General features: G+C 67.3%; 15 protein-coding genes. 9 read left to right on the forward strand and 6 right to left on the reverse strand.

The features are described 5' to 3' along the window. Positions 1 to 5 precede the first annotated feature (5 nt). The 4 genes from AC5592_RS02750 (at position 6) to AC5592_RS02765 (ending at position 3,910) form a co-directional block, all read left to right on the forward strand. Positions 6 to 1,046, forward strand: coding sequence for an AAA family ATPase (locus tag AC5592_RS02750; protein ID WP_083870766.1), 1,041 nt, complete (start codon positions 6 to 8; stop codon positions 1,044 to 1,046). Continuing rightward, positions 1,031 to 2,107 (forward strand): class 1 fructose-bisphosphatase, encoded by a 1,077-nt coding sequence (locus tag AC5592_RS02755; RefSeq protein ID WP_063063280.1) that lies wholly within the window; start codon positions 1,031 to 1,033, stop codon positions 2,105 to 2,107. The genes AC5592_RS02750 and AC5592_RS02755 overlap by 16 nt, the downstream gene beginning before the upstream one ends. A gap of 26 nt (positions 2,108 to 2,133) precedes the next feature. Further along, positions 2,134 to 3,012: a phosphoribulokinase gene (locus AC5592_RS02760; RefSeq protein WP_036501267.1), complete on the forward strand. Its 879-nt coding sequence runs from the start codon at positions 2,134 to 2,136 to the stop codon at positions 3,010 to 3,012. A 79-nt stretch (positions 3,013 to 3,091) separates the two neighbouring features. Then, positions 3,092 to 3,910 (forward strand): hypothetical protein, encoded by an 819-nt coding sequence (locus AC5592_RS02765; protein WP_157121524.1) that lies wholly within the window; start codon positions 3,092 to 3,094, stop codon positions 3,908 to 3,910. Between the two features lie 25 nt (positions 3,911 to 3,935). Here AC5592_RS02765 and AC5592_RS02770 read toward each other — a convergent pair whose 3' ends face one another. From AC5592_RS02770 to AC5592_RS02780, 3 genes are read right to left on the reverse strand one after another with little or no spacing between them, the layout of a single operon-like run. Then, on the reverse strand, positions 3,936 to 4,472 hold the full coding sequence (locus tag AC5592_RS02770; protein WP_036501268.1) for an OmpA family protein: 537 nt from the start codon (positions 4,470 to 4,472) through the stop codon (positions 3,936 to 3,938). Between the two features lie 38 nt (positions 4,473 to 4,510). After that, a complete protein-coding gene (locus AC5592_RS02775; protein WP_036501269.1) occupies positions 4,511 to 4,777 on the reverse strand; it encodes an SHOCT domain-containing protein in 267 nt (88 codons plus the stop codon). 11 nt (positions 4,778 to 4,788) lie between these two features. Then, the gene (locus AC5592_RS02780) at positions 4,789 to 5,214 is read right to left on the reverse strand and encodes a DUF6325 family protein (protein ID WP_062996966.1); all 426 of its coding nucleotides are present in this window, start codon (positions 5,212 to 5,214) and stop codon (positions 4,789 to 4,791) included. A 403-nt stretch (positions 5,215 to 5,617) separates the two neighbouring features. Here AC5592_RS02780 and AC5592_RS02785 point away from each other — a divergent pair, with 403 nt between their 5' ends. Both AC5592_RS02785 and AC5592_RS02790 read left to right on the forward strand, forming a co-directional pair. Next, positions 5,618 to 7,450, forward strand: a complete 1,833-nt coding sequence (locus tag AC5592_RS02785; protein WP_063063515.1) for a glycoside hydrolase family 15 protein — start codon at positions 5,618 to 5,620, stop codon at positions 7,448 to 7,450. Further along, positions 7,450 to 8,829, forward strand: a complete 1,380-nt coding sequence (locus AC5592_RS02790; protein ID WP_036501271.1) for an MFS transporter — start codon at positions 7,450 to 7,452, stop codon at positions 8,827 to 8,829. The genes AC5592_RS02785 and AC5592_RS02790 overlap by 1 nt, the downstream gene beginning before the upstream one ends. Positions 8,830 to 8,833: 4 nt before the next feature. Here AC5592_RS02790 and AC5592_RS02795 read toward each other — a convergent pair whose 3' ends face one another. After that, positions 8,834 to 9,544 carry a YoaK family protein gene (locus AC5592_RS02795; protein ID WP_083870767.1) on the reverse strand — a complete coding sequence of 237 codons (711 nt, stop codon included), beginning with the start codon at positions 9,542 to 9,544 and terminating at the stop codon, positions 8,834 to 8,836. A gap of 143 nt (positions 9,545 to 9,687) precedes the next feature. Here AC5592_RS02795 and AC5592_RS02800 point away from each other — a divergent pair, with 143 nt between their 5' ends. Beyond that, positions 9,688 to 10,791 carry a winged helix DNA-binding domain-containing protein gene (locus tag AC5592_RS02800; protein WP_063063281.1) on the forward strand — a complete coding sequence of 368 codons (1,104 nt, stop codon included), beginning with the start codon at positions 9,688 to 9,690 and terminating at the stop codon, positions 10,789 to 10,791. 69 nt (positions 10,792 to 10,860) lie between these two features. Here AC5592_RS02800 and AC5592_RS02805 read toward each other — a convergent pair whose 3' ends face one another. Next, complete coding sequence (locus AC5592_RS02805; RefSeq protein WP_232329162.1) at positions 10,861 to 11,820, reverse strand: patatin-like phospholipase family protein; 960 nt, start codon at positions 11,818 to 11,820, stop codon at positions 10,861 to 10,863. Between the two features lie 104 nt (positions 11,821 to 11,924). Here AC5592_RS02805 and AC5592_RS02810 point away from each other — a divergent pair, with 104 nt between their 5' ends. Beyond that, entirely contained in the window at positions 11,925 to 12,344 is a 420-nt protein-coding gene (locus AC5592_RS02810; RefSeq protein WP_036501273.1) for an NUDIX hydrolase, read from the forward strand. An 18-nt stretch (positions 12,345 to 12,362) separates the two neighbouring features. Here the strand turns inward: AC5592_RS02810 and dinB are convergent, their stop codons facing one another. Beyond that, a complete protein-coding gene (gene dinB, locus AC5592_RS02815; RefSeq protein ID WP_232329163.1) occupies positions 12,363 to 13,586 on the reverse strand; it encodes a DNA polymerase IV in 1,224 nt (407 codons plus the stop codon). A 136-nt stretch (positions 13,587 to 13,722) separates the two neighbouring features. Here dinB and acpM point away from each other — a divergent pair, with 136 nt between their 5' ends. After that, on the forward strand, positions 13,723 to 14,052 hold the full coding sequence (acpM, locus tag AC5592_RS02820) for a meromycolate extension acyl carrier protein AcpM (RefSeq protein WP_036501274.1): 330 nt from the start codon (positions 13,723 to 13,725) through the stop codon (positions 14,050 to 14,052). Positions 14,053 to 14,070: the final 18 nt, after the last annotated feature.

Consider the following 14,070-nt stretch of genomic DNA (forward strand, 5'->3'; position numbering starts at 1 on the left):
AGGCGATGTCCGGCGGCACACAGGGCAGCGGATCGGGGTTCCGGATGTACCGGCCGGGAGCGGGCGGCGCCGCGGGTCCGGGTGCGAATCACACCGAAGCGCACGCGGATTCCGATCCGTCGGAGATCGCGCTGCCCGACGACGCGACGGTCGATCTGTCGACGGATCTGGCCGGCAAGAACGTCGAGGACACCCTGGCCCGGCTCGATGCGGAGCTGATCGGACTGGCCACGGTCAAGAAGCGGGTGCGCGAGATCGCGGCGCTGCTGCTGATCGACCGGGCCCGGCAGCGGTTCGGATTACAGGCCGACCGTCCCACCATGCATATGAGTTTCACCGGCGGCCCCGGCACCGGAAAGACGACGGTCGCGCTGCGGATGGCGGAGATGTTGCACGCCCTCGGCTACATCCGGAAACCGAAGGTGCACACGGTGACCCGCGACGACCTGGTCGGCCAGTTCATCGGCCATACCGCGCCCAAGACCAAGGAGGCGCTGGCCAAGGCCGCGGGCGGAGTGTTGTTCATCGACGAGGCGTACTACCTGTTCCGGCCCGAGAACGAGCGGGACTACGGACAGGAGGTGATCGAGATCCTGCTGCAGGAGATGGAGACCGAACGTTCCAGTCTGGTGGTGATCTTCGCCGGATATCCGGACCGGATGGAGACGTTCTTCTCCGCCAATCCCGGGTTGTCCTCGCGAGTGGCCCACCACATCGAATTCCCGGACTACACGCGCGAGGAACTGCTGGCCATCGCGGAAGTCATGGTGGCACAGCAGAATTTCCGTTTCGGCGACTCGGCGACGGCGGCCTTCGACGAATATCTGGCGGTGCGGATGGCGCGGCCGCGTTTCGCGAATGCGCGCAGTGTCCGCAATGCCGTGGACCGGTGCCGGCTGCGCCAGGCGAATCGCCTGGTGCAGGAGCATCGCCCGCTCGGCAAGGCCGATCTGATGACGCTGACGACCGAGGACATCTACGGCAGCAGCGTTTTCGGCGACCGCGTCGGCGCCGCGGAGGAGGCGCCGGCATGCCCGACGGAATGAAAACCCTCACCCGCTACACCATCGAACAGGAACATCGGCATCCCGGTTCCTCGGGAGAGTTCTCCGCACTGCTCAATGTGGTGTCGACCGCGGCGAAGATCATCGCCAATCAGGTGACTCGCGGCCGCATCGTGGGGGCGCTGGGTGAATCGGACGGCGCGGATCCACCGCTGAGCCTGCATCGGCGCATGGACGCCATCGCCAACGACATCATGGTGGAGCAATCCGAATCCAGCGGGCCGCTGTCGGCACTGCTGTCGGAGCAGATGAACGGATTTCATCCGGTGGCGGGGGAGGTGCGGCGTGGCAAATACATGCTGGCCTTCGATCCGCTGGACGGCTCCTCGAATATCGATGTGAATCTGCCCGTCGGCACGATATTCAGTGTGTTGCGCGCACCGGAGGACGGGCGGGCGCCGCAGGCGGCGGATTTCCTGCAGCCGGGAGTACGGCAGGTCTGTGCGGGATTCACGCTCTACGGCCCGGCGACGATGCTGGTCCTCACCACCGGCAGCGGGGTCGACGGATTCACCCTCGACCGGGAGATCGGCGCGTTCGTCCTCACCCACCCCCGCATGCGCATTCCCGAGGACACCTCGGGATTCGCGATCAATGCCGCCAACGAGCGGTTCTGGCAGCGCCCGGTGCGGCGGTATGTGCACGAATGTCTCGACGGGGTGGACGGGCCGCGCTCGCGCGATTTCAATATGCGCTGGGTGGCGTCACTGGTCGCCGACGCCTTTCACATCCTCACCCGCGGCGGGGTCTATCTGTATCCCTACGACACCCGTGATCCCGGCCGGCCGGGCCGGGTGTCGCTGCTGTACGGCGCCAATCCCATCGCCTTCGTGATCGAACAGGCCGGCGGCGCCGCGACCACCGGCCACGAACGGGTGCTCGAGGTGGTTCCCGAGCATCCGCATCAGCAGATCCCGCTGGTTTTCGGATCGCGCAACGAGGTGCGCCGGATCGAGCGCTATCACCGTGAACCCGATGCCGGGCCGCCGTTCGACGCGTCGTTGTTCGGTACCCGCACCCTGTTCCGACCGGCGCGCCATTGAACGCCGGCTGATCGAATCGAGATGTCATGTCGCGCAAACATCCCGTGGTCGCCATCACCGGTTCCTCCGGCGCCGGAACGACCAGCGTCACCCGTACTTTCCAGGAAATCTTCCGGCGGGAGGGCATCAACGCCGCGATCGTGGAGGGGGATTCGTTCCACCGCTACGATCGCGGCGGCATGCAGGTGGCGATGGCCGAAGCCGAAGCCGATCTGAATCTGCATTTCTCACACTTCGGCCCGGAGGCCAATCTGCTCACCGAACTGGAGAGCCTGTTCCGCGATTACGGGCAATCCGGGGTCGGGCTGGTGCGCAAATATCTGCACGACGAGACCGAGGCCAAACCCTACGGACTGGAACCGGGCACCTTCACGCCGTGGGAAGAACTCGCCCCCGGCAGCGACCTGCTGTTCTACGAGGGGCTGCACGGCGCCGCGGTCACCGGCACGGTCGATGTGGCGCGCTATGCGGATCTGCTGGTGGGCGTGGTGCCGATCGTGAATCTGGAATGGATTCAGAAGGTCATCCGCGACAAGACCGAGCGCGGCTATTCCAGCGAAGCGGTGATCGATACGATCCTGCGGCGCATGCCCGACTACGTGAAGTACATCTGCCCGCAGTTCTCGCGCACCTACGTCAATTTCCAGCGGGTGCCGACGGTGGATACCTCTAATCCGTTCACCGCCCGCAGCATCCCGACCGCCGACGAAAGTTTCGTCGTGATCCGCTTCGCCGATCCGAAGGTGATCGATTTCCCGTATCTGCTGTCGATGCTGCACGATTCGTTCATGTCGCGTCCGAACTGCATCGTGGTGCCGGGCGGCAAGATGGATCTGGCGATGCAGCTGATCTTCACACCGCTCATCCTGCGGTTGATGGACAAACGGCCCGGCCCGCGCGCATAACCCGCCCCGAGAACGGGTGTTTCGACGCTCGCGCACGGCGATGTCGCGGAGTTGAATCGACGCTATGTGGTCGATGAATGTGAGCGCCACGTGGGCCGCGGCGCGCCGGAATGCACCTGATGCCGGATCCGGGCCGCTCCGGCAGGTGCTCGAGGAATTCGCCGATATCGAAATCGTGGACCGATCGATGACGCTGGCGGCCAAGATCTTCACCTGCGTACTGCCCGTGATCATCGCCGGGTCCGTGTTCTCCCAGCTCGATCTCGCGACCCGCGCCATCGACGATCAGCTCGGGCTGAACCGGACGACGTTCCGGTCCGCCTTCGGAGTCGTCGCGTCGACCGATCCGACATTCGCGGCGTTCGGGGTCGTCGGACTGCTGATGGTCGTGATTAGTGGCGCCTCGTTCGCCAAAACACTCGCGCGGATCTACGGCAAGCTCTGGGACGTGCCGGCGATCGGCCTGCGCGACGCATGGCGCTGGCCGGTGGTTCTGCTCGTCGTCGCATTCTCGGCCGCGACGATCGGGGCCGTGCGCGAACTGGCCGGGCTCCGCTATTTCGGACTGCCGCTCACCCTGGCCGGCGAGTTGCTGGTGTGGATGATCGTATGGACCCTGTGCGCGTACCTGCTCACGATGGGCACGCTGCGCGGGCGGGCACTATGGGTGACCGGAGCGCTGACGGCTGTCGGATTGACCTCGGTCCGGGCCGGAGGACGCCTGGTGCTGCCGAAGATCACCGCCTCCGCGCAGGCGAAGTTCGGGCTGCTCGGCCCGGTGTTCACCGCGATCAGTTGGCTTTTCGTGCTGTCGGTCGTGGTGGTCGGGGCGGCGACGATCGCCAAGGTGCTGGTTCCCGGCCCGGCGCCCACCGCGGCGGAGGGCGCCGAGCGGTGACGGGTGATCCCCGCCCGCCACTGCGCTACTTCACGGTGACCGAGATCGTCGCCTGGTCGATCTGCACGTTGGACTCGATCGGATTGCCCTCCGCGTGGACGGTGATGCGCGCCTTGTCGATCCCCTCGTCCTGCAGCGCCGTTGCGACGTTGTTGCCCCGTGCCTCGGCGAGCGAGTCGGCCGCCCCGGAATTCGAGTCGACGGCGTAGGTTTCGATCTTGACCGCTGTGTCGTTGCCCTTGAGCGGGAGCGCCACCGCCTTGATGGTGGCGACATCGGCCGGGCTCAGATCGGAGCTGTTCTTGTCGAAGGTGATCGGCGCCGCCGACAGCACACTGTTGATCGCGTTCTGCACGGCCTGCTGCGCGGAGTTGAGGGCCGAACCCACCACCGACGACGCCGTGGTGGCGAGACTGCTTCGCATATCGGTGTGCTCGCCACCGTGCGCCGTGGTCGTCGTGACCACGGCCGGACCACTGTTGTTGTCCGAGGAACATGCCGCGATCGGAATCAGCGCTGCCGCACCGGTCGCCAGCACCGCTACCGCCTTGACGAGTTTCATGCTGCTTCTCCTGATCTCCGTCCGGATGGGCCCGGTGGTCACGACGCGAGAATGCGCGCCTTCTCCGATTCGAACTCCTGCTCGGTGAGCACCCCCTGAGCTTTCAACTCGCCCAACTGTTTCAGTGCCGCGATGCGGTCGGTTCCCCCGCCGGCCGGGGCGGGCGGCGGCGGTTGCTGCTCGTACTGGTATTCCTCCTGCGCGGCCCAGCGCTGGCCCTGGCGTCGTGAGACGCGATTGGATACGGCCGTGGCCGTTCCGGCGACCACCGCGGTACGGGCAACGCCCCGTAGTAACCCGGGCATGGTGCTTCTCCTTAGGTGTCGGCCTCGAGGCTGTCGAGGGTCGAGAGGATGGCTTGAACCGGAATGCGACCCGATGCGACGAGTTCGGCGCCGTTGCGCCGCAGCGCGACCGCCAGCGGGGCCGCCCACGTGTTCTCGTAGAGGAGGACGGCGGCGGAATGGCCGGGCTCCAAGGCGCCCCCGGCCTCGCGCAGATCCCCCTCGTCGAGCAGCCCGGTCGCCGCCTCGGCGAACAGTGTCACATCCAGGTCGCCGGTCAACCCGACATCGGCGATGTCGATCCCGGTCAGCGATCCGTCCGCATCCTTGTGCACGAAGGCCAGATCCAGGACCCGGATGATGCCGCGGTCCACCAGATCCCGCAGCATCGGCAACGCCGAGCCGTCCGGTTGGCGGTCGGCGGGGAATTCGATCACGAGATAGTCGATCGGTCCCATCTCGTCGATATCGGCAGCACTGTTCACCGGACACCCCTTTTCTCCGACGCCTGACCCAACGACAGGAACCCATCGACACGAACATCCACCGCAACCCAGGCCCGGGCGGGTCGGCGACAGCGCGAACGCGGCCGACGAGACGACCTGACACCTTATGATTCGGTGCCGCCGGTCCCGCAGATATCACCGCCGCCGTACCGGAGTGAATCGCCCGGCGCTCCGGATCGAGCCGACCGGTCTCGCCACCGCTATCCACACAAGATGATTGCTGAATTTTCGCCAGAGCGGTCCGCAAGATTCTCGGCGCAGCGCACAATGAGAAACGACCGCGCCTCATGTACACCGGCCTCCAGGATCCGGCCGGATGCGTCGCCAGATGGGTCCGCCACCTCCGGGAGTGCCGATGAACCCCTACCCGCCCATCGCCGAGCACGGCATTGTCGGTGATCTGCAAACCGCGGCGTTGGTGTCGTCGGCCGGAACGGTGGATTGGTGGTGCACACCGCGATTCGATTCCCCGAGCGTTTTCGGGTCGCTGCTGGACCACGAACGGGGCGGGTACTGCCGTGTCGCGGCCGATTTGCCGGAGGGTTCGGTGACCATCCGCCAGTTGTATCTGCCGGATACCGCGGTGCTGGTCACTCGTTTCATGGCACCGGACGGAGTCGGGGAGGTCGCCGACTTCATGCCGCCGATCGACGACGACGCGCCTACCGATCGGCATCGCCTGGTTCGCATCGTGCGTGTGGTGCGCGGCAGTCTGCCGTTCACGCTCGCCTGCCGGCCACGTTTCGACTACGGCCGCGCCGAGCACACGACGGTGGCGCACGACAACGAATGGATTATGTTCGAGGGTCCGAAAACCACCCTGCATCTGCAGGCGTCCGATCCGGTCGTATTGAGCGTAGCCGACGGCGACGCGATCGGTCACTTCACTCTGGACGAGGGGGAGACGGCCGTCATCGTGCTGACCACGACCGCGGCGGGCGGGGAATTCCCGGCGCCACCGCAGCGCGGCGAGGTCGCGGCCGAATTCGCGGACTGCCGGGAATGGTGGCAGGGGTGGCTGCGGAACTCGACCTATCGCGGCCGCTGGCGCGATATGGTCAACCGCTCCGCGATCACGTTGAAACTGCTCACCTACCTACCGACGGGCGCTCCCATCGCGGCGGCCACCATGGGCCTTCCCGAACAAGTCGGCGGGGAACGTAATTGGGACTATCGCTACACGTGGTTGCGCGACGGTTCGTTGTCGGTCCGGGCGCTGCTGGATCTGGGGTTCACCGCCGAGGCCTACGCGTTTCGCCGCTGGCTGCGTGAGCGGCTGCCGGGCAGCACCCCCGCGGGTGAGCCGTTGCAGATCATGTATCGCATCGACGGTGACCCGCGACTGGACGAGGAGATCCTCGACCACTGGGAGGGATATCGCGGATCGGCGCCGGTGCGGGTCGGCAACGCCGCCGCGGATCAGTTGCAACTCGACATCTACGGCGAGGTCGCCGATGCGCTGGCACAGACCTCCGATATCGGCGGTATCTCGGGGTGGCGGGTGTTCGCCGAGTTGCTGGACTGGCTGGTCGACAAGTGGGATCGGCCCGACGAAGGCGTGTGGGAAACCCGCGGTGGCCAACAGGATTTCACCTACAGCAGGTTGATGACATGGGTCGCGTTCGATCGCGGCATTCGCCTCGCGACCGACCATGCCCGGCCGGCCGACCTACAGCGTTGGACCGATGCGCGCGACGCGGTGTTCGCCCAGATCCTGGAACGTGGCTGGAGTGAGGACCGCCGCGCATTCGTCCAGCACTTCCGCACCGACGTCTTGGATGCCGCTTTGCTGCTGATGCCGCGCATGGGCTTTCTGTCCCCCCGCGACCCGGACTGGCTGAGCACACTCGACGCGATGGACGAGGAACTGGTCAGCGACAGCCTGGTCTATCGATACGATCCCGCCGCATCGCCGGACGGATTGCGTGGCTCCGAGGGCACCTTCAATCTGTGCAGCTTCCTCTACGTCGAGGCGCTGGCACGGGCGGGGCGAGTTCACCACGCCCGCTACGCGTTCGACAAGATGCTGACCTATGCCAACCACGTGGGGCTGTTCGCCGAGGAGATCGGTCCTTCGGGTGAGCAGCTGGGCAACTTCCCGCAGGCGTTCACGCATCTGGCCCTGGTGGCGGCGGCGATGGCACTCGACGACGAGCTCGATCGCCTCGAGTCCGGAAAGCCCTCGTGATGAGCGAGTCTCGTGCTCCGGCCCGCCCGCGCGGCGTGCTGGTGCCGCTGGCGCTGGCGCAGTTCATCTGCAGTTTCGCCGGTACGAATATGGCGGTGATGATCACCGACATCAGCACCGATCTGGACGCCGACGTGGCCGGGGTGCAACTGGTCATCACCCTGTTCCTGCTGATCATGGCGGCGTTGATGATTCCGGGCGGCAAGCTCACCGACCGCTACGGCCGCAAACGCTGTTTCGTCGTGGGGCTTTCGGTCTACGGGCTCGGCGCGATACTCAGCGCGCTGGCACCGGGACTGGGCGTGCTGGCCCTGGGCAACTCCGTGCTGGAGGGCGTGGGTACCGCGCTGCTGATTCCGCCGGTCTACATCCTGACCACGCTGCTGTTCACCGACACTACCTCGCGCGCACGGGCTTTCGGCGTCGTGATGGCGATGGGCGGGATCGGCGCGGCCGCCGGACCACTGCTGGGCGGGCTGATCGCCTCCGGGCTGGGCTGGCGGGCGGCGTTCGCCTTTCAGGCGTTGGTGGTGGCGGCCATCCTGCTCTCCACGCGCCGGGTCCGTGACCCGCTTCCGCCCGATCCGCACCGCACCCTGGATCTGACCGGAAGCGTGCTCTCGGCGACCGGTCTCGTGCTGCTCGTGCTCGGAATTCTGGCCGCCGACAACGATATACGGTGGTGTGTGGTGCTGATCGTGCTGGCGGTGGTGGTGCTCGCCGGGTTCTTCCGGCACGTGCGCGCCACCGAACGAGCCGGCGGCGAACCTCTGGTGTCGCTGAGTCTGTTCCGCAGCCGCATCTCGAATTTCGGCTTGGCCACGCAATTGTTGCAATGGCTGATCCTGATGGGGACCTCGTTCGTGGTCTCGGCGTATCTGCAGGTGGTGCGCGGCTACGATCCGATCCGCACCGGCGTGATCTTCACGGCCGCCACCGCCGGACTGCTGGTGTCGTCGCTGACGGCCGCCCGGCTGGCCCGGCTGTTCACCCAGCGAACCCTCATCATGGCCGGCTTCGTCGTCGTGGTCGCCGGCATCGTGGTACTCATCGCCCTGGCCGGGCGCACGCTGAACCCGTGGGCGTTCGCGCCCGGACTCCTGCTGATCGGACTGGGACTCGGCTCCATGCTGACTCCGTCGGTGAACGTCGTGCAGTCGGCGTTCAGCGAGGAGCGCCAAGGCGAGATCTCGGGACTGTCGCGGTGTGTGTCCAATCTCGGATCGTCGCTGGGCACCGCTATCGCCGGCACCATCCTCGTCGCCGGACTCAGCAGCCATGCCTACGCGGTCGCGATGCTCGCGCTCGGCGTGGCCGGTGTGATCGGACTGTTCGCGGCCGCCGGACTACCGCATCGTTCGCCGATCGCGCAGCCCTAACCCGCTACTCCGAGGAGGAATGGCGCTGCACCCAGCTGAGGTCGGCGCGCCAGGTGTAGGCGGCCACGATGGCGGAGGCGATGACGGCGGTGTAGAGCATGTCGCCGCCCTCGACGACCAAGGAGACCAGGCCGCCGATCAGGGCGCCGGCGGCGAACGACAGCCATTGCACCGCGTATCCCAGCCATTCGCGATGGGTGCCGCCGGCCATATGCCGTTCCACGCCCTGCGCGAATTTCACCAGGGTTCCGGTGACGTAAGTGACCGGAATGGATACCTCCCCCTTCTTGACGAAGGAGGTGTTGAGCGAACCCATCGCGAACGAGACGAGCAGGATCGGCACCAGGCCCAGATCGGCGTCGTGCCGATAGAGAATCGTGTCGAGGACGGCGGCGACGGTGAGAGCGGCGGTGGCGAGCATGGTCGCGCCGTGCGGGTGATTGCGCCACCAGTGCCGGCGACAGAGCGAGGCCACCAGCACGCCGGCGAGAAAGAACACGATCAGGGCGAAGGCGCCGGCCGCGAGGGTGTAGTCGCCGAGAAATCCGCCGATCACGGCGCGCTCGGTATTGCCGGTCATGAAGGTGACGAAGTAGCCCTCGGAGTGCGTGTAGGCGGCGGCGCCCACGAACCCGGCCAGGATGAGCAGGGCCGAGGCCAGGCGGGTCTCCAGCGTCCAGAACGGCTCGAGGGAGTCTTCGGATTTCGGAGTCACCGCAACAGACTAGCAATACATGCATGGGTATGCATGTATTGGCCATGTGGTGTGCGAGCGGTCACCGCCGGGGACGGGGGTTGTCGGTGACGAGCCGTAAGGTGAGCGCGCGGATCGGCGGGTGTCCGGATACGGGAGGTGCGGTGGAGGTCACATGGGGTCAGGTGTTCGCGTGGCGCCTGCGCAGGGGATTCGTCGAAGGGCGGGACGGCGGCAGCGCGGTGGCGGTGACGCGGCGACTGGCCGGCGTGCAGGCGCAGGTGACATCCGCGGCGGAGACCGCGGTGGCGGTGCGGCGCGGGGGAGCGCCGGGTGAGCTGGTCCGCGCGCTCGACGCCGGTGAACTGATGAAGACGTGGGCGATGCGCGGAACATTGCATGCGATGACGCCCGATGCCGCGGCCGCCGCACTGGCCCTGATCGCGTCGGCGCGGACGTGGGAGAAGCCGGCGTGGCAACGCAATTTCGGCGCCGATCCCGGCGAAGTGAAGGCGCTGACCGACGCGGTGGCCGAACTGCTCGACGGCGGTGCCGTGCTGAGCCGGGCGGAACTGGTGGACGAGCTACTGCGTGACCGCCGCTTCGCCACCATGGGCGAGCAATTGCGCTCGGGCTGGGGTGCGCTGTTGAAACCGCTGGCCTGGCAGGGAGTGCTGTGCCACGGACCCGCCCGCGGATCATCGGTGACCTTCACCGCTCCCGCGCGTGCGGTGACCGGATGGACCGGCCTGCCGCCGGCCGATGTGGCGGCCGCACACCTGATCCGCGCCTATCTCGGCGTCTGCGGCCCGGGCACACCGGAGGCGTTCAATGCCTGGCTCCTGCGCGGAGCCTTGCGCAAAACCACTGTCCGCCAATGGTTCTCCGAGCTGGGGGCCGAACTCACCGAAGTCGATGTCGAGGGCCGCCGCACCTGGATCCGCACCGAGGACGCCGACGAGCTGGCCGCCACCGATCCCACCGACACCGTCCGCCTGCTCGGTCCCTTCGATCAATACGTTCTCGGCCCCGGCACCACCGATCCGATCCTGCTGCCCCCGGCCCATCGCACCGAGGTCAGCCGGACCGCCGGCTGGATCTCGCCCCTGGTCCTCGTCGGCGGCCGGATCGCCGGGACGTGGGAAACCGTCGACGACACCCTCACGGTCAGCATGTTCGACGGCGAGCGCGTCGACCCGGAGCGGCTCCGAGCCGAAGCCGTCCACCTCGCCCGCGCCACCGGGCGAGACCATCTCGACGTCGGCTGACACCGCCGCGAGTGCGCGCCGAGGCCGGGTCGCTGCATAAGACTCGGTTGCCCTTGCCGCACAGCCGATTCAGCTCGCGATGTCTCCCGTTGATCGAACGGATTCACCGAGCGCCGCCAGGGTTGCGGCGCGGCCCAGGTCCAGAGCGCGCAACAGCACCGTGGAATCCCGGGCCACCCGGCCGATCGTGGGTGCGCCCAGCGGCGGGCGGATCTGCAGAATCGACGGGTCGCTCGCCATGCGGTGTTCGTCGGCGGCGAACTGCGCCGCACGGGCGAACCAGCTCTCGGCCACCGTCGGGCCCGAGGCGCCGAGTACCCGTGCCACCACCCGCCGTTCGAAATCCGAAGGAATGCTGGGCTTTTCATCGACCCGCCGGGTGCGCAACACCACGATGTGGGTGGCGCCCTGGGCGCGGGCGGTGGTGACCGGTACCGATTCGGACAGCCCGGCATCGACATAGCGCCCGGCGCCCACCGCCACCGGACGTCCGGCCAGCACCGGCATGCAGGTGCTGGCGCGCAGCGCACGCTGCAGGGACGGGATATCGCTGATGTGCGGGCGCAGATCGACAGCGCTGCCGTCGGCGATATCGGTGCCGATCGGGTGGAAGGTGACCGAATTGCCGAGGATCGCGGCGAAATCCATCGGCACGATCCGCTCGTAGACGGTGTGCACAAGATATCGGGTGTCCACGACCAGACCACCGCGCAGCGCCCGGGCCGGTGAGATCACCCGGCGCACCACATCCGAATGCCAGGCCCGCCGTGCCCGCGCCGCCCGCCCGCACAGCAGCCACGCGCCGTTCAGCGCGCCGGCCGAGGCGCCGTAGACGGCGTCGAAACAGCGCAGCACGCCGAGTTCTTCCAGGCCGGTGACCATGCCGTGCGAATAGACCCCGCGTGCCGAGCCGCCCTCGATGACCAGCGCCAGCCGGAAACCGTCGCCATGCTCACCGGCGATGCTGCCGCCGTGGAAGCGTTGCGCGATCAGCTCCACCGGGCTCATCGGCCGCGTACTGTCCGGCATCGCACCACACCTTCCGATCACTGCGTTCAGCTCTGTCTATCACGCCTCGCCGGACGCCTCGCCGAGACTCAGGCGGTCGGGCAGCGCCCGGGTAGGCTGCGCGGATGCGGATCGAATCGTCGCGGCGCCTCATCGACACCGTGGCCTGGGTGCTGATCGAGGACGGACGGATCCTGTGCGCCCGACCGGACGGCAAGGACGAGTTCTATATTCCCGGCGGCAAGCGCGAGGGCGAGGAGACCGATCGGCAGACGCTGATTCGGGAGATCTCCGAAGAGCTCACCGTGGTGCTGATTCCGGAATCGATCGCCCACGTCGGCACCTACGAGGCCGAATTGCCCGGCGCCACCGAGGTTTCGGTGCGCATGAGCTGCTACACCGCCGACTACGCCGGAACGATCGAACCCAGTAGCGAAATCGCCGAGATCGCCTGGTTCAGCTATGCCGACCGGGCCGCGGTGCCGCCCGTCGACCAGGTGCTCTTCGATGATCTGGTGGCGCGCGGACTGCTGCCGGCGCACTGACCTCCGGGCTCGGGCGAATCAGTCGGGGAGCAGCGGCACCGACAGACCTTCACCGCGCCCGAGCAGTGCGGCGCGGGTGACGGTTCCGGCGCCGAAGCGGTCGCGCACCGCATCCAGCGCCGCGTCCAGTGTGGTGTCCGGGCCGGCGTCCAACGGCAGCATCAGCTGTCTCGGGTCCGTATTCTGCAGGTTCGTCAGGGCGAGGCCGATGAGGGTGATGCCGCGTTCCTCGATCAGTGGGCGGGCGGCGGCGAGCAGGGTGCGGGCGGCCTGCAGGATCGTCGCACCGTCGTCGGTGGCGGTGGGCAGAGTGTGCGACCGGGTCGCGCGCCCGAAATCGGCGAAGCGTAAGCGCAGTACCACCGTTCGGCAGATCCGTCCCGCGGCCCGCAAGCGGTGCCCGAGCCGATCCGCCAGGCCGTGCAGGTAGGCCTCGATCTCGGCATCGGTGCGGGGCCTGTTACCCAACGCGCGTTGCGCACCGATCGAGCGGCGGCGGCGACCGGTGTCGACCCGGCGCGGATCGCGTGCCCAGGCCAGGGCGTGCAGATGCCGTCCGGCGGCGCGACCGAGCAGGCCGCACAACTCCATCGGATCGGTGTCGGCCAATTGCCCGATCCGGGTGATGCCGTGTTCGTGCAATGTCCGCGCCGTCACCTCGCCCACGCCCCAGAGCCGTTCGACCGGCAGTGGATGCAGGAAGTCGAGTTCGGCGTCGGGCTGCACCAGCAGCAGGCCGTCGGGTTTACAGACCGCACTCGCTACCTTGGCGAGGAATTTGCTCCGCGCCACGCCGACCGAGATGGGCAGGCCGACCTCGGCGCGCACCCGAGCCCGCAATCCGGCCGCGATGTCGATCGGCGCGCCCGAAATACGGTGCAGCCCACCGACATCGAGAAAGGCCTCGTCGATGGAGATTCCCTCCACCTCCGGAGTGGTGTCGTGGAAGATCGCGAATACGTCCCGGCTCGCCTGCGTATAGGCCGACATTCGCGGCGCCACCACGACCGCGTGCGGACACAACCGCAACGCTTGCCGCGCGTTCATCGGCGTCCGCACCCCGTACGCCTTGGCCTCGTAACTCGCCGCCAGCACCACCCCACCCCCGACGATCACCGGTTTGCCCCGCAACTCCGGCGCGTCCCGCTGCTCGACCGACGCATAGAACGAATCCAGATCCGCATGCAGAATCGCCGCCCGCCCCCGCCTTTCCGCTGCCGCCCCCTCATCCGATTCGAACACATGTGCGATCTTACCGCGTCGGCCGATCGCGGTGATGCCGGTCAGTCGGCGTGATCGCCGGATCCGGCCAGCGCGGCGTAGAGCCAGTTGTGGGCTTGTCCGACCGTGACACGGCTGCCGAGGAAAACGATGACGAATCGATCGAGTTCGCTGCCGCGGTGCCGGACTTACGCAGGAAGAAATCGTCGCCGGCATCGCGGAGATCATCGAGGAGGTGACCGGCATCGATCCCGCGGACGTGACCCTCGAGAAGTCGTTCGTCGACGAGCTGGAGATCGACTCGCTGTCGCTGGTCGAGATCGCCGTCCAGCTCGAGGACAAGTACGAGGTGAAGATTCCCGACGAAGACCTGGCGAGCCTGCGCACCGTCGGTGATGCGGTCGTCTACGTCCAGAAGATGGAGGCCGAGCAGCCGCAGCTCGCGGCAGAAATGGAAGCAAAATTCAAGGAAGACTCGGCGGATTGAGCTGCGGTGGAAAGTTTC

It is taken from the genome of Nocardia violaceofusca NBRC 14427 (genome assembly GCF_963869435.1).
Classification (GTDB): Bacteria; Actinomycetota; Actinomycetes; order Mycobacteriales; family Mycobacteriaceae; genus Nocardia; species Nocardia aobensis.

What these genes read in the sequence shown, in the direction of transcription:
- AC5592_RS02750 (WP_083870766.1), top strand. Translation starts at nt 6, where the DNA reads ATGTCCGGCGGCACACAGGGCAGCGGATCGGGGTTCCGGATGTACCGG.
- AC5592_RS02755 (WP_063063280.1), top strand. Translation starts at nt 1,031, where the DNA reads ATGCCCGACGGAATGAAAACCCTCACCCGCTACACCATCGAACAGGAA.
- AC5592_RS02760 (WP_036501267.1), top strand. Translation starts at nt 2,134, where the DNA reads ATGTCGCGCAAACATCCCGTGGTCGCCATCACCGGTTCCTCCGGCGCC.
- AC5592_RS02770 (WP_036501268.1), bottom strand. Translation starts at nt 4,472, where the DNA reads ATGAAACTCGTCAAGGCGGTAGCGGTGCTGGCGACCGGTGCGGCAGCG.
- AC5592_RS02775 (WP_036501269.1), bottom strand. Translation starts at nt 4,777, where the DNA reads ATGCCCGGGTTACTACGGGGCGTTGCCCGTACCGCGGTGGTCGCCGGA.
- AC5592_RS02780 (WP_062996966.1), bottom strand. Translation starts at nt 5,214, where the DNA reads ATGGGACCGATCGACTATCTCGTGATCGAATTCCCCGCCGACCGCCAA.
- AC5592_RS02785 (WP_063063515.1), top strand. Translation starts at nt 5,618, where the DNA reads ATGAACCCCTACCCGCCCATCGCCGAGCACGGCATTGTCGGTGATCTG.
- AC5592_RS02790 (WP_036501271.1), top strand. Translation starts at nt 7,450, where the DNA reads ATGAGCGAGTCTCGTGCTCCGGCCCGCCCGCGCGGCGTGCTGGTGCCG.
- AC5592_RS02805 (WP_232329162.1), bottom strand. Translation starts at nt 11,820, where the DNA reads ATGCCGGACAGTACGCGGCCGATGAGCCCGGTGGAGCTGATCGCGCAA.
- AC5592_RS02810 (WP_036501273.1), top strand. Translation starts at nt 11,925, where the DNA reads ATGCGGATCGAATCGTCGCGGCGCCTCATCGACACCGTGGCCTGGGTG.